The organism is Xenorhabdus budapestensis (assembly GCF_017743015.1).
Taxonomy (GTDB): domain Bacteria; phylum Pseudomonadota; class Gammaproteobacteria; order Enterobacterales; family Enterobacteriaceae; genus Xenorhabdus; species Xenorhabdus budapestensis.
On the sequence record NZ_CP072455.1, the window covers coordinates 2,002,311 to 2,017,235 of the forward strand.

The following is a 14,925-nucleotide window of genomic DNA, read 5'->3' on the forward strand; positions in this document are numbered from 1 at the left end:
AATGGCGTACTTTTGTAAGTACGCCATTCTTGAATATACTACAAATTTATTTTTTGTAGGAACGAACTTGGTTATCAAGACGTTGATTCGCACGAGCGGCTTCGTCTCTAGCTGTTTGTACATCAGAATGCATTGAGCTAACCTCATTGCTCAGTTGGTCAACTTTTGAACCCAGAGTTTGAACCTGAGAGGAAAGCTGGTCAACTTTAGGCGGGCTTGTACAACCCGCTAACATAGTAGAAGCAAGAATTACTGCGCCAAGTACAACTTTAGTACGATTCATCACAATACCCTCTAGATTAAGTTAATCCCCAAGTAGCTATCTAATTATTACACAAACTTTTTTGGAAAGAGAATAATTTTTTGTCGGGAGAAACAAATTCTACTGTTTTTTATTCTAAAATAAGTTAATAATTTTTAGATAATCGCAATAAAACGATAGTGCGATGAGTAATTAAATCAGAAAAATCTCAAACAATACGTGATGTATCTTCCAGTTTTCACTGCTTGAATGAAATAAACCAGAACGGCCTATTTTTTCTAATATATCAAATAATTATCTACCAGTATCTGAAAATTAATCTAATGAGATTTTATTATAACCAATATTATTATAAATGATTTTAAAATAAACGGAGTGTTTTTTATGCTCAGTGTTTTGGATTATTTCAGTGTGAACGTTTGTTTATTATTGAGGTGTGGCTAAAAGGCAGGAGTTATTTTTGCTTGACAAGCTGCTCATTAATTGGGCAGCTTGTCTTGTGTTCAAAAATAATTACAGTACATGAACAGAAGAAGTATTTGTTGTACCACTTGGTACTAATGCACCGGATACCATTACAACTATCTCTCCTTTGCTTGCCATACCGCTGGCCAATGCAGCTTCTTTACCAATACGGTAGAAATCATCGGTAGAAGCAATTTCTTTGACAACTTGCGTAGAGACACCTTTGACCAGCAACAATTGACGAGCGGTAATTTCATTGGTAGTCAGTGCAAGAATAGGGGCATTAGGGAAGTATTTACGGATAGATCTTGCAGATTTACCACCATAAGTCGCTACAACAATCAGAGGTGCTTGCAATTTTTCAGCAATTTCTACCGCACCACGGCAAACCGCTTCGGTAACACGCAACTTCTGCGTTTTAGTATTTTCGATTCGACTACCCATGACACGATCTGTACGTTCACAGATAGTTGCCATAATGGAGACCGCTTCAACAGGGTATTTCCCTTTTGCACTTTCGCCGGAAAGCATCACTGCGTCAGTACCATCCAAGATTGCATTGGCAACGTCGCCTGCTTCAGCGCGGGTAGGGCGTGGATTTTTGATCATGGAATCCAGCATTTGAGTCGCAGTGATGACAACTTTGCGTGCAGAATTACATTTTTCTATCATCATTTTCTGCGCGAAAATCACTTCTTCTACGGGGATCTCAACACCCAAATCACCACGGGCAACCATGATACCGTCTGAAGCTTCCAGAATTTCATCAAAATTATTCAGACCTTCCTGATTTTCAATTTTGGAAATGATTTGGATGTGTTCGCCACCGTGGGATTTTAAGTGTTCGCGGATTTCCAGAACATCAGAACGCTTACGAATGAAAGACGCTGCAATAAAATCAACACGTTGCTCACAACCAAAGATAAGGTCTTGCTTGTCTTTTCCTGCCAGTGCAGGCAGGTTGATAGAAACATTTGGCAGATTGACGCCTTTGTTTTCACCTAACTCACCGTTATTTAACACTTCACAAATGACTTCAGTTTCGGTGATATCTTTTACTGTCATGGCAATCAGGCCATCGTCAATCAATACTGTATTGTCCACAGATAAATCCGCTGGTAAACCTGAATAGGTTACGGCAACACATTCTTTATTACCGATGACAGATTGATCTGTTGTGAAGGTGAAAGTCTGACCTGCCGTCAGAGAAACATCATTACCACCTTCCAGCTTCATGGTTCGGATTTCAGGGCCTTTAGTATCCAGTAAGATAGCTGCTTTTTTGCCGGTTTTGGCAGTAACTGCACGAAGATTTTTAATGCGTTGGCCATGCTCTTCGTAGTTGCCGTGAGAAAAATTCAGGCGCATAACATTCATGCCTGAGTTAAGCAATTCGGTTAGTTTTTCTTCGGATTCAGTTTTCGGCCCGATAGTACAAACAATTTTAGTTTTTTTCATGACAATCTATCTACTGGTTTTTATGAATTAAAAAAAGTGAATCACCAACCATTGACATTATAAGCTAGCATCATCTGGCTTTGTAATTTGGCATTTTTAGTTGCGCAACATAATGGAAAACGGGTGGCAGAAAGTGTCAAATGGTTGTTTTTCATGAAGCCAGGCATGTATGGACATGTGGACTTGGAACGATTAATCATCTGTAACTTTTTCTGAGTTCGGTAAATCAATTGGCTGAAACCATTCAACATATGACAATGCGTATTATAGAGGTTAATTTCTGTGAAATGAATTAAAAAAATAGTTCTCGAAAAGATTTATGTTACAGGAATAAAAAATATTCACGCACACGCTAGAAAAATCAGTAAGTTGTTGCACGATAGTATCGAATCGAATATTTGTTATTTCGGTTAGGTATGAGGATAAGTATGGGACAACCAGTACCAATTTTATGACAACTAATCATCGGGATAACCAGATTAGAAATGAAGAGAGTTAAAAACGAAAAAATAAAGAAAAACTATAAAGATATGGTGCGTCCGAGTGGACTCGAACCACCGACCCCCACCATGTCAAGGTGGTGCTCTAACCAACTGAGCTACGGACGCACATAAAAATGAATTTTTTGTCAACCGGATATTTGGTGCGTCCGAGTGGACTCGAACCACCGACCCCCACCATGTCAAGGTGGTGCTCTAACCAACTGAGCTACGGACGCAATCTAAATTTCTGTGGCTGACAACGGGGACGAATATTAACGATCACTGAGCTGTCTGGCAAGGGGAAAAATGCAAATTCGTGCTCGATTGCTCGCATTTACATCTATCAGTGTGAATTTACAACTTTTTCCCCTTTAGATGATAATCTAATGTACTGAATTAACGAGTAGAATGTGCCAGAACAGTATAATCAGGCTGCTTTTGTAACCACCAAATCCGGCTGCCCATCATGATCGCAGCTACAGTTAACCCGATAATAAACCCAATCCAGAAACCTTGTGGCCCCATCGGCTCAGTAACATAGTTGGTCAATGCCAGTATATAACCACTAGGTAATCCGAAACCCCAATATGCGATGAAAGTAATAAAGAAAATGGAACGCGTATCTTTATACCCGCGCAATACCCCGGAGCCAATCACCTGAACTGAATCTGAAAGCTGATAGATAGCAGCAAACAGCATCAAATGAGATGCCAAAGTGACAACTTCAGGATTATTGTTATACATTATTGCAATTGGTTCACGGAATAGAATCGTGAAGGTTGCTGTTATACAAGCAATTACCAAGCCAACAACAAGACTGGTATAAGCTGATATTTTGGCGCCTTCAGTTGATTCCTGTCCTAAGTTATAACCTACACGGATAGTTGCCGCTATGCCAAATGACAACGGGAACATAAACATCAGTGAGCTGAAATTGAGAGAAATTTGATGTCCTGCAACGGCAATTACGCCGAGAGGGGAGACCAGTAGGGATACAACAGCAAATAATGTAACCTCAAAGAACATAGCCAGAGCGATAGGTAAACCAAGCAAAGTAATGCGTTTTTGAGCATGCCAGTTAGGACGGGCAAAATTGTCAAATGTATGGATATCTTTCTGAGAAGGTGAGTGTTTGACATATGCAAGCAGTAACAGGAACATTACCCAGTAAACGGCTGCTGTTGCAACACCACAACCCACACCACCAAGTTCCGGTGCACCGAATTTACCGTAAATGAAAATGTAGTTGACGGGGATATTAACCAATAATCCTAAAATACCAATAACCATTGCTGGTTTGGTTTTTGACAGCCCTTCACACTGACTGCGTAAAACCTGATAGTACAGGCAACCAGGCGTTCCCCACATAATAGCGTGAATAAAATCTACAGCTTTTTGTGCCAGGATAGGATCCACATTATGTTGCGCTTCTATAATGAAACGGCAGTTATACAATATTGTAATAATGAAAATAGCGAGGAGCGTTGCTAGCCAAAAACCTTGTTGAATTTGACTTGCGACATTTTTTCTCTGGCCTGAGCCATTCATATGTGCAACGATTGGTGTTAAAGCCATCAACAAGCCTTGACCAAACAGAATCGTCGGCAGCCAGATTGATGTCCCGATAGCAACCGCTGACATCTCGATTGTGCCAGCTTTACCAGCCATAACTGTATCTACGAAACCCATCGCAGTTTGTGAAAATTGAGCGATGATGACGGGGATCCCCAGAGCGAGCAAACTACGCGCTTCATTTAAATATTTCTGCACGTACTACACCTTTTTTGATTAAAAATTAATTAGAAGAACAAGAAACATTTTTGCGAGCAAAAGAAGTTGTTTGAAAAGTAATCTCTTGTTAACTCAAGTATTGTATAGGACTCATTTTATTAAGCCAATCGTTGCACGATATTTATGCCAAATCGAAGATAACTCTCAACCGGAATAGTGTCTAAAAGAGATGAGTGCGTTACACTAACTTATCATGCAAAACGATAAAAGAGGTTTCCCATGTTTACAGGCATCGTCCAGGTAAAAGCGCCTATAGTTGCTATTGAAGAAAAAATACACTTTCGGACTCATGTAGTTAAATTTCCGGCTGAATTATTATCTGAAATTGAAACGGGGGCTTCCGTTTCCCATAATGGCTGTTGTTTGACTGTCACTAAAATAGATGGCGATTTGATTAGTTTCGATTTGATGAAAGAGACACTGCGCTTGACTAATCTCGGCGAGCTTAAGATTGGCGATTTAGTTAATTTGGAAAGGGCTGCAAAATTTGGTGATGAAATTGGTGGGCATTTGATGTCCGGTCATGTCATTACAACGGCTGAAATTGCTAAAATTTTTACTGCGGAAAATAACCATGAAATATGGTTCCGTATTTATGATAAGCAGTTAATGAAATATATCCTGCATAAAGGTTTTATTGGTATTGATGGGATCAGCCTAACGATTGGAGATGTCGTGAATAATCGTTTCTGTGTTCATTTGATTCCTGAAACGTTGGAACGTACGACACTGGGCAAAAAACGCATTGATCAAAAAGTAAATATTGAAATTGACCCGCAAACACAAGCAATTGTAGATACTGTTGAACGGTTCATGGCGCAAAAAGAACAGGAAAGAGTATTATCCCAATTGGAAGAGTAGTTAACGTTACTTATATTAATAAAAAATATTAATGAAAAAAGCTACAGAGATGTTCACTGTAGCTTTTCAGCAGCCTTAGAAAGCTGTTGTAAACAATATCATCGAGGAACTCTCAGTCCATTTTCAATTCCATGCGGGCTGAACATGACTTGCCATAGTTGAATATCTCTGGCACGGAATGCGCCAGCGCAGGCATTCAGATAATAGCTGAACATCCGTTTGAAACGAGGGCTGTAGTTATTTTCTATCTTACTCCAGTTTGCGATAAAACGCTCATACCATGCCATCAGGGTACGATCATAATCAGCCCCAAAGTTATGCCAATCTTCCATAACGAACTTTCCTGTGCTGGCTTTGGCGATCCTTGCAATTGATGGTAAGTAGCCATTAGGGAAAATATATTTACTGATCCATGTATCGACACTTACTTTATCTCGATTGGAACCAATAGTATGAAGTAAGAACAACCCATCAGGTTTCAGGTTTTTACGGACTATATCGAAATAATTGGCGTAATTTTTATGACCAACGTGTTCAAACATGCCAACGGAAACAATTCTGTCAAACTGGAGATTCAGGTTACGATAATCTTCAAGGATAATTTTAACATCCAGATCCTTACAGCGGTCTTGAGCGTATTTCTGTTGCTCTACCGAAATGGTAACGCCAGTGACGGAGGCATCATAGTGTTTGGCAGCATAGGCGGCCAGCCCACCCCATCCACATCCGATATCCAAAAGAGTCATGCCCGGTGATAACTGTAGTTTTTCGCAAATTAACCGGAGTTTATTAGATTGAGCTTCTTCCAGAGTATTTGCATCTTTCCAGTAACCACAGGAATATTGCATATAGGGATCAAGCATGAACGTGAATAGGTCATTACCTAAATCATAATGCTCTTTACCCACAATCCAAGCTCGCTTGGTAGATTGTAAATTAAATACGCGGGAGGTAATAATCTTCAGAATGTCTTTGATATTTTTAGGGATTCTGTGTTCCAGACCCACTCTTAAAATTTTATAAAAGAAAATGTCCAAACGTTCACAATCCCACCAACCATCCATATAACTTTCACCTAATCCCAAAGAGCCTTGTTTTAACACTCTTTTATAAAAATCAGGGTTTTTGACTTGTATATCAAAAGGACGTTTACCGTTGATTTCAACACCAGCTTCTTGAAGCAAGTCATTGGCGATCCTATGCCACTGGTCAGTAATTGTTTTTTTTCCTTCAACGAAAGATGAACTCATAGACTCTCCAACATTTGTTTGATGGAATTTTGAGGTATATCTTTGTGATAGATTGTTTATTATCCTAAAACAAAAATGGATTGACTTGAAATTAAGCAGAAAATGTTTCAAAGGCACAGAATGCCGATTCATCCTGAAATGAAAGAGAGCTTCATTGCCCTTAGAAACCTCAAATTCCGAGTTTTTTAGAATAATGAATCTGTATGAGTATATGAGTGAAATAATATTTAAACAATAATCTAAAGGCCATATTATGGTATGGCCTTTAGATGATAATATTCTTAGTTATTATCTTTGGGAGTAATTTTTTAATTTATAACTAATGACCATTGTTTACTTCTTTCTTTTGTAAAGAATAGCCTATTATCATTGGGATAATAGTAGAAACCATCACTGTTGTGGTAGACAGAAGAGGGTCTTTCATGAACATAGCAACAAGCATGCTGGCAATAAAGCAAAGACCCAATTGTAAAGCATTTTGTAATGCAGCCGCTTTACCACCGTCTTTGGGATAAACAGAAAGTGCATTTGCTACAGCAATAGGGTAAGAAGCACCATTCATGACGGCCATAAAACAGAAAGGAACAAGAATAAGCATGAAAGAAGGATAAATTAGGGCAATTAAATAGATGAGTGCCATGCTTACAGCATAACCTACCAGCAAAATTGGAAATATGGTTTCACTTTTGATTTTTTCCAATAAAAGACGGCAACCATACCCACCGAGCATAAATGCCAAAGTTTGTGGAATATAGCTTAAGCCAATATCTGTGGCATCATAACCCATATTGATCAAAATCGTTGGTGAACCCGTTAGCCAGGCAAAAAAACCAGCACTACAGGAAGCATAAATCAACACATTTCCGCTGAAAGTTGAAGACTTCAATAAGGTGAAGAAAGAAATTTTATTTTCATTGATATTGGTGTCAATAGGTGCACGTTTACTAGCCAGTAAAAATGTTGGTACAAGCAAAACTAGTGTTACAGCCATTAAAACAAGAAAAATAGTTCTCCAACCTGTATGTGACAATAACCATGCACCGAGTAAAGGGGCAAGGGCAGGGGAAAGTGCAACCAGCGGCATAATCATGGCAAAAACGCGTTTTGTGCGTTCAGCGTTATATCTATCAACGACTAAAGCTTGCCAGGAAACAGCAGCAGAACAGACACCCACAGCCTGAATAAATCGCAGAATAAGTAATTGAGTTGCATCTGTTATCCAAAGCATTCCTAAACAGCTAAGACAAAACAGAGACAAGCCGATAAGCAGAACAGGTTTTCTTCCTAGGCGATCAGACAGTTGTCCCCATAAAAGCTGGGCAACAGCAAAACCAGCAAGAAAAACGCTGAGGCTTGCACTAATAGCCCCTTCTGATGCACCTAAGTCTTTCGCCATAGCATCAAAAGCGGGTAGATACATATCAATGGCTAAGTAGCCAAGCATACTTAGGCCAGCGAGATAAAACATAAATGGCATGGAATTTTTATTTGTTGTCATTGTGTCAATAAATTGATGTGATAATTGATAAGAAAATATACGGTTTATTTTATATGGCGTAATTTTTACTTGTGAAACGGTATTATTTGCATAATGCTGTGAAAAAAATTAAAAGGAAGAAATATGTGGTCTGAATATTCTTTGGAAGTTGTTGATGCTGTGGCCAGAACAGGAAGTTTCAGTGCGGCTGCGTCAGAGCTTCACCGCGTACCTTCTGCCATTAGTTATACAATAAAACAACTTGAAGAATGGTTGGCAGTTCCCCTATTTGAACGTCGTCATCGCGATGTGGAATTAACCGAGGCAGGGGCTATCTTTGTAAAGGAAGCGCGTTCTGTTATCAAAAAAATGCATCATACTCGTCATCAATGTCAGCAGGTGGCTAACGGTTGGCGTGGGCAGCTTAGTATTGCTGTTGATCAAGTGGTGAAACCAGAACGGACACGCCAGCTTATTCTGGATTTTTACCGCCATTTTCCGGATATTGAGTTATTTATTTACCCTGAAGTTTTTAATGGGGTATGGGATGCGCTGGTAGATGGGCGCGTTGATGTTGCTATTGGTGCCACACGCGCCTCTCCAGTCGGGGAGCGATATAGTTTCAGGGACATGGGGTTCATGCCGTGGCTATGTGTTGCCAGTCCTGGGCATGAGTTGACCGTTATAATAGAAAGATTAAATGATGATCAATTGAGGGCTTACCCTAGCTTGTGCCTTGAAGATACTTCACGTAATTTACCCAAGCGTAATACATGGACTTTGGATAATCAACGGCGGTTAGTTGTCCCTGATTGGAATGCCGGGTTGGCTTGCCTGATGGAGGGGCTGTGTGTGGGAATGGTGCCCAAACATCGTGCTTTGCCGCTTATTCGTCAAGGAAAACTCAGTTTGCTTGAACTTGAGCAACCATTACCTGATAGCCCATGTTGCCTGACGTGGTCGCAAAAAAGCCATTCACCTGCATTAAGCTGGTTGCTTGATTATCTTGGAGATAGTGCAACACTCAATACTGAATGGCTACAAGAGGATTAATCGTTAACGACGATAATCAATGAAAGGGCCATCTGCAACAGAGCGACGCTCAACAAGACGCGGATGGACTTCGATAGTTTGTGCATCTTGACGTTTATTAATGATCCTATCAAGTAACGTGGAAAAAGCCATCTGTCCTAGACGCTCTTTAGGTTGATGAATCGTTGTCAGCGCTGGTGTGAAATAACGGGCATTGCGAATATTGTCATAACCAATGACAGAAATATCTTGTGGAACGCGTAACCCCATCTCGTCAGCAGCACAGATCGCCCCCATTGCCATCACATCTCCTCCACAAAATACGGCCGTAGGGCGGTGTTTTTGGCTTAAGATTTTATACATCGCCTGATATCCGGATTCGGGCTCAAAATCCCCCTGAACAATCCATTCTTCCCGAATAGTGATATTTGCTTCTTTTAGTGCCTTGAGGAAACCTTGATGACGTCCGCCTCCAGTATTTCTGGCCAATGATCCGGGAATAGCAGCAATATCACGGTGACCACGTTCAATAAGATATCGGCCGGCCAAATAACCACCATGGAAGGCATTATCGATAATTGCATCAGTGAAATCTCCTCTGGACTCTCCCCAATCCATGACTACCATGGGAATGTTGCGATAGTCTTCCAGCATTCCCAACAGTTGTTGAGGATATTCAGAACACATAACCAGTAAACCATCTACGCGTTTTTGCGCCAGCATAGAGAGATAAGCTTTTTGTTTGTCGAGATTGTTATGGGAATTACATAAAATCAAAGTATAGCCTTTGCTATAACAACTATTTTCGACAGACTCAATGATTTCAGCAAAATAAGGCGCTTCACTTGATGTTGCCAGTAGTCCGATAGATTTGGTGTGATTAACCTTTAAGCTACGGGCAACAGCACTGGGGGAATAATTCAGTTCCTTAATGGCAGCCCATACTGTGGTCTTTGTATCTTCGGCGACGAAACGGGTTTTATTGATAACATGGGATACGGTTGTGGTTGAAACACCAGCGCGTTTGGCCACATCTTTAATCGTTGCCATGATAAAAAGGACTCCTGACCTTAGGTCTAAATTTGTATACCCTTCATCTGGATATAGATCTTTGTTAATCATTTGCCAGTGTTATATTTATATATAGGAAGATAACTGACAATAATTTAGCGATAAACCCTGAATTTTGTCTGATCTAGCGCAAAAGTGAAAGTAGTAATCAATGCTATAAAGTATATGCATTAAATACCACAGTATGGTTTTTTAACCTCTGAGGTAAATAACCAGTCAAAATTTATGGTGTCGCTGAGCCTGAGTCTTAATTTTCATGGTGAGGATGGTTTATGGATACAGATCTGAAATTGGGATTATTGACTGCCTGTAGTGCGTTAATCGTGATTGTTTTTCTGGCGAGTCTTTGCCTGATCTAGCCAAGGTCGAGAAACAATATCAAGGTGAAATGCTATCTGCCTTACTTTAAAGGTAAGTTTTTCACTATTCAAAGGGCACTTATAAATAAAATGAAGTGCGTTGAATCGGAAAAACTTACCCTTGTCATTTTAACTGGCTGGTTAATTAAGCCAGATTTTCTTCCACAAATTTCCAGTTAACCAGAGCCCAGAAATGCTCCAGATATTGAGGACGTGCATTGCGGTAATCGATGTAATAGGCGTGTTCCCAAACGTCAACAGTCAGAACTGGCTTGTTTTCACCAGTCAATGGAGTTGCTGCATTGGAAGTATTGACGATAGCCAGACTGCCGTCGGTTTTCTTAACCAGCCATGTCCAGCCAGAACCGAAGTTTTTCAGTGCTGCATCAGTAAACTGCTGTTTAAATTCAGCAAAAGAACCGAAAGAATTATTGATAGCTTCTGCAACTTTACCAGTTGGTTCACCTCCACCATTTGGTGACAGGCTATGCCAGTAGAAGGTGTGGTTCCAGACTTGTGCTGCGTTATTAAAGATGCCGCCTTCAGAGATTTTGATAATTTCTTCCAGTGATTTTCCGGCAAATTCGGTATCTTTAATCAGATTATTTAGGTTTACAACATAAGCGTTGTGGTGTTTGCCGTAATGATATTCCAGAGTCTCTGCTGAGATGTGGGGTTCTAAGGCATCTTTAGCATAAGGTAATGCTGGTAATTCAAAAGACATTGCATACTCCTTTTAATATCGGGTTTTTGGCTTTATAAGCCATGATTTATAGTATATTAATCATGGATAGAGCAAATTTTAGCTTATTGTCATGTTGCTATTTTGTTTGGTAATTATCTTAACAATTTTTCTGCTAAATAACAGGGAAAATGATACTATTCAGTGGCGATTTGACGTAGAAGCATTCAATTTTGCTGATTTTAATGTTCAGAATAAAAAATTTTCAGGAGCACGTTCACGGTAGCAAACTCGCATCAGAAAGTGGTATTCTGAATCAATCTTTTTTGATGCTGATAAACAGCGCCTGCCGTTTAAGGAAGTAAGAATGACGACAATTGAGAAAATCGAATGCCAGATTCAAGAAAACCCAATCTTGCTGTATATGAAAGGTTCGCCAAAACTGCCAAACTGTGGTTTTTCTGCTCAGGCAGTTCAGGCTTTGTCTGCTTGTGGTGAACGTTTTGCCTATGTAGATATTCTGCAAAACCCTGATATCCGCGCAGAATTGCCTAAATATGCAAACTGGCCAACATTCCCTCAGCTTTGGGTTGAAGGTGAGTTAATTGGGGGATGTGACATTCTGATTGAAATGTATCAACGCGGTGAATTACAGGTTCTGGTCAAAGAGACTGCGGACAAATACCGTGAGCAGGAAGACAGTAAGTAATTCGTTGTCTCAGTGAAGTTCTGAATCAACAAAGCCCCATACACAATTAGCATTAATAGTCATATTTATTGACGGTAACATTTTATGGCAATGTTAGGTTGTGGCAACAGGTATGGGGTGATAATCGTTATATAGTTATAAACTAAGAACCTATCTCATTAGGCTCTTAGTTTATTAGGTTTCATTATCTGGATCTGGCACAGCCAACGGCCAACCACCAAGCCGTTTCCAGCGATTAACCAATTCGCAGAAAAGTAAGGCAGTCCGGTCTGTATCATACAGAGCACTATGTGCCTGATTACTATCAAAAGGTATTTCTGCCGTAATACAAGCTTTAGCCAGAATTGTTTGACCTAGCACTAATCCACTCAATGCGGCAGTATCAAAAGTGGCAAAAGGGTGAAATGGATTGCGTTTTAAACCAGAGCGTTCTGCTGCCGCCATGACAAAATTGTGATCAAAATTGGCGTTGTGGGCAACTATAATTGCGCGGTTGCAATTACTGTCTTTCATGCCCTTGCGGATCATTTTGAAAATAGCATGTAACGCTGTATATTCACTGACAGCTCCCCGTAATGGGTTGGTAGGGTCGATACCTGTAAATGCTAAAGCTGCCGGGTCAAGGTTGGCTCCTTGAAAGGGCTCAATGTGGAAATGTAGTGTATCAGCAGGTGCCAGCCAACCTTCTTCATCCATTTTTAAAGTAATTGCAGCGATTTCGAGTAAAGCATCTGTCCGTGCATTAAAACCAGCAGTTTCTACATCAATGACAACGGGATAATAGCCACGAAAACGTCCGCTTAGTATGTTTTGATCTTTTGTATTAGACATCTGATTTTGTTCTTAACTTCAGGATAGTCGATATTATGACAAAATTTACGGTGTCTTGCAGAAGTAATATCTATTAGTTGAGAAATGAAGGGCATGCAAGATGCCCTTTTGTATAGAGGAATAATTAGTGCCCTAATGCACTGGTGGCGCTTTTGTTTTCTATTAATTCGATCTTATAGCCGTCAGGATCTTCAACAAAAGCAATAATAGTTGTTCCACCTTTAACTGGCCCTGCTTCACGAGTAATTTTTCCTCCAGCAAGTTTGATATGTTCACAAGTTGCTGCAACATCATCAACGCCTAAAGCGATATGCCCGAATGCTGTTCCCATTTCGTAGCTTTCAACTCCCCAATTATAGGTCAGTTCGATGACTGCACCTTGATTTTCATCGGTATAACCTACAAAAGCGAGGGAATATTTATACTCTGGATTTTCACTAGTGCGAAGTAGACGCATGCCTATTACTTTAGTATAAAAATCAATCGAGCGTTGCATATTGCTAACACGGATCATTGTATGAAGTAGACGCATGATGACCTCTTGAGTTGATGGTCTGATAATCAAATGGTGATATCGCGAAATAACGTAGTGGTGAAATTTCGCGCTCTGACCGCATATGTTTGATTAACTATATATGGTAAAGATAAAGTAATTCAATTTGTCCTTTCATCTATTTTATTTCTACTCATTACTATTTTATAGTTCAGTATTTGATTTGAACTTAATCTAGGTGATGTTGTAATTCTGTCATAGATAATCATTTAGGTAATTCTGAGTACAGGAGGATGACATGGCTGAGCAATTAGAGTTTTTTGTTATTCCGAGCCCTTGCAAAGGGATTTGTGAATCTGATACTCGTGGTTTCTGTCGGGGATGTTATCGCAGTAGGGAGGAGCGATTTATGTGGATGAAATTATCAGATGGGCAAAAAAGAGAAGTATTGCGGTTATGTCGTGATAGATATCTGCGAATGCGAAGAAATAAAGAACATGATGAAGGTGCTCCATCAAAACAGCTTGGATTATTTTGATTCTTCGTCTTAACTATTAATGTAAATTGTTTATATGAATAATATTTCATATTTTCTATAAGGTTAGGAAGTTTTACCATGATAAAATGATATTTTATTCATATTACATATCTTTTATTTGATATAGGTCATTTAAAAATATTACAACAGTTGACTAATTAAAGTCTTTCGGTAAAATTTTCTTATCAAATAATCAATTATTGAACAATAATCACACTAATTATTTATCTTGTTGTTTTTAATGATTTTTATCGTTTTATTAGCTGTAACTGTAAGAGAAAAATGATATTAATGTAAAAATATATAGATTAGTATTTGGATGGCGGTTATTCTTATAGAACTTTAACCGAGTGGTACTGTGTCTATTTTTTAGAGTTTGGATTTGTTTCGTTGAGATTTAAAATCTTAATAGTTTAGCTGAAGGATTATTTTATACAGTTTATATCGTTGGTGGATTAATACGCGATTTTATTCGATGCGCCGTAAAACTTCGCTCTTTAGGGCGACGAAGATATCAATTTTTAAGTAACAGTCCAACGCGACACTAAATTAAGCAATTAGCGAAATATCTGACTCTACTTATGTGAGCGTGATATAGGATGCGTATCCATTATTCATATGAATAAACTGATTGGATAATTCATTGATGTTATATGAGTCTCTAATTATAAGGAGGGGTAATTGGAATTGACATTGGGATCAGACCTGGCACGTTTAGTTCGTGTTTGGCGCGCTTTAATTGATCATCGTTTGAAGCCGTTGAAATTAACTCAAACACATTGGGTTACTCTGTATAATATTAGTCTGTTACCACCGGAGCAGTCACAGATACAACTTGCGAAAGCTATTGGTATCGAACAACCATCCTTGGTAAGAACTTTAGATCAATTAGAAGAAAAGAAACTCATTACAAGGCACACATGTGCTAATGACAGGCGCGCCAAAAGAATCAAATTAACCGAAGAATCGGAAAATTTTATCAAAGAAGTGGATAGTGTTATTGGTTCGACGAGGAAAGAAATTTTGGAGGGAATTACTCATGATGAGCTAATTCTGCTTGCTTCTGTAATAAAAAAAATCGAAAGAAATATTAGCCAATTACATAAACAGGTAATATAAAAAATAATCGATAAACAGAAAATCACGGATTGCCAAGATTTGGTT

14 protein-coding genes and 2 tRNA genes are annotated in these 14,925 nt (G+C 39.2%); 5 read left to right on the top strand and 11 right to left on the bottom strand.

Annotated elements, in window-relative coordinates; translation table 11 throughout:
- Positions 1 to 46: 46 nt before the first annotated feature.
- From HGO23_RS09105 to HGO23_RS09125, 5 genes are all read right to left on the bottom strand, one after another.
- A complete protein-coding gene (locus HGO23_RS09105; protein WP_099134638.1) occupies positions 47 to 283 on the bottom strand; it encodes a major outer membrane lipoprotein in 237 nt (78 codons plus the stop codon).
- Positions 284 to 775: 492 nt separating this feature from the next.
- On the bottom strand, positions 776 to 2,185 hold the full coding sequence (gene pykF, locus HGO23_RS09110; protein WP_099134637.1) for a pyruvate kinase PykF: 1,410 nt from the start codon (positions 2,183 to 2,185) through the stop codon (positions 776 to 778).
- A 531-nt stretch (positions 2,186 to 2,716) separates the two neighbouring features.
- Positions 2,717 to 2,793, bottom strand: a tRNA-Val gene (locus HGO23_RS09115).
- A gap of 33 nt (positions 2,794 to 2,826) precedes the next feature.
- A tRNA-Val gene (locus tag HGO23_RS09120) sits at positions 2,827 to 2,903 on the bottom strand.
- A 160-nt stretch (positions 2,904 to 3,063) separates the two neighbouring features.
- Positions 3,064 to 4,437 carry an MATE family efflux transporter gene (locus HGO23_RS09125; RefSeq protein ID WP_099134636.1) on the bottom strand — a complete coding sequence of 458 codons (1,374 nt, stop codon included), beginning with the start codon at positions 4,435 to 4,437 and terminating at the stop codon, positions 3,064 to 3,066.
- Between the two features lie 240 nt (positions 4,438 to 4,677).
- On the opposite strand from HGO23_RS09125, the gene HGO23_RS09130 reads away from it, so the two are divergent.
- Complete coding sequence (locus tag HGO23_RS09130; protein ID WP_099134635.1) at positions 4,678 to 5,319, top strand: riboflavin synthase subunit alpha; 642 nt, start codon at positions 4,678 to 4,680, stop codon at positions 5,317 to 5,319.
- A 98-nt stretch (positions 5,320 to 5,417) separates the two neighbouring features.
- Here HGO23_RS09130 and cfa read toward each other — a convergent pair whose 3' ends face one another.
- Both cfa and punC read right to left on the bottom strand, forming a co-directional pair.
- Positions 5,418 to 6,569 carry a cyclopropane fatty acyl phospholipid synthase gene (gene cfa / locus HGO23_RS09135; RefSeq protein WP_209028607.1) on the bottom strand — a complete coding sequence of 384 codons (1,152 nt, stop codon included), beginning with the start codon at positions 6,567 to 6,569 and terminating at the stop codon, positions 5,418 to 5,420.
- Between the two features lie 319 nt (positions 6,570 to 6,888).
- Entirely contained in the window at positions 6,889 to 8,067 is a 1,179-nt protein-coding gene (gene punC / locus HGO23_RS09140) for a purine nucleoside transporter PunC (RefSeq protein ID WP_209028608.1), read from the bottom strand.
- A 123-nt stretch (positions 8,068 to 8,190) separates the two neighbouring features.
- On the opposite strand from punC, the gene punR reads away from it, so the two are divergent.
- Complete coding sequence (punR, locus tag HGO23_RS09145; RefSeq protein ID WP_099134632.1) at positions 8,191 to 9,099, top strand: DNA-binding transcriptional activator PunR; 909 nt, start codon at positions 8,191 to 8,193, stop codon at positions 9,097 to 9,099.
- 3 nt (positions 9,100 to 9,102) lie between these two features.
- On the opposite strand, the gene purR is transcribed toward punR, so the two are convergent.
- Both purR and sodB read right to left on the bottom strand, forming a co-directional pair.
- Entirely contained in the window at positions 9,103 to 10,128 is a 1,026-nt protein-coding gene (purR, locus tag HGO23_RS09150; RefSeq protein ID WP_099134631.1) for an HTH-type transcriptional repressor PurR, read from the bottom strand.
- A gap of 525 nt (positions 10,129 to 10,653) precedes the next feature.
- Positions 10,654 to 11,232 (bottom strand): superoxide dismutase [Fe], encoded by a 579-nt coding sequence (sodB, locus tag HGO23_RS09155; protein ID WP_099135150.1) that lies wholly within the window; start codon positions 11,230 to 11,232, stop codon positions 10,654 to 10,656.
- Between the two features lie 325 nt (positions 11,233 to 11,557).
- Between sodB and HGO23_RS09160 the strand changes: the two genes are divergently transcribed.
- Entirely contained in the window at positions 11,558 to 11,899 is a 342-nt protein-coding gene (locus HGO23_RS09160) for a Grx4 family monothiol glutaredoxin (protein WP_209028609.1), read from the top strand.
- A 174-nt stretch (positions 11,900 to 12,073) separates the two neighbouring features.
- On the opposite strand, the gene rnt is transcribed toward HGO23_RS09160, so the two are convergent.
- On the bottom strand, positions 12,074 to 12,730 hold the full coding sequence (gene rnt, locus HGO23_RS09165) for a ribonuclease T (RefSeq protein WP_209028610.1): 657 nt from the start codon (positions 12,728 to 12,730) through the stop codon (positions 12,074 to 12,076).
- A gap of 124 nt (positions 12,731 to 12,854) precedes the next feature.
- Positions 12,855 to 13,262, bottom strand: coding sequence for a lactoylglutathione lyase (gene gloA / locus HGO23_RS09170; protein WP_209028611.1), 408 nt, complete (start codon positions 13,260 to 13,262; stop codon positions 12,855 to 12,857).
- 259 nt (positions 13,263 to 13,521) lie between these two features.
- Here gloA and HGO23_RS09175 point away from each other — a divergent pair, with 259 nt between their 5' ends.
- Both HGO23_RS09175 and slyA read left to right on the top strand, forming a co-directional pair.
- The gene (locus HGO23_RS09175; RefSeq protein ID WP_099135154.1) at positions 13,522 to 13,761 is read left to right on the top strand and encodes a DUF1289 domain-containing protein; all 240 of its coding nucleotides are present in this window, start codon (positions 13,522 to 13,524) and stop codon (positions 13,759 to 13,761) included.
- 681 nt (positions 13,762 to 14,442) lie between these two features.
- On the top strand, positions 14,443 to 14,880 hold the full coding sequence (gene slyA / locus HGO23_RS09180; protein WP_099135155.1) for a transcriptional regulator SlyA: 438 nt from the start codon (positions 14,443 to 14,445) through the stop codon (positions 14,878 to 14,880).
- Positions 14,881 to 14,925 lie beyond the last annotated feature (45 nt).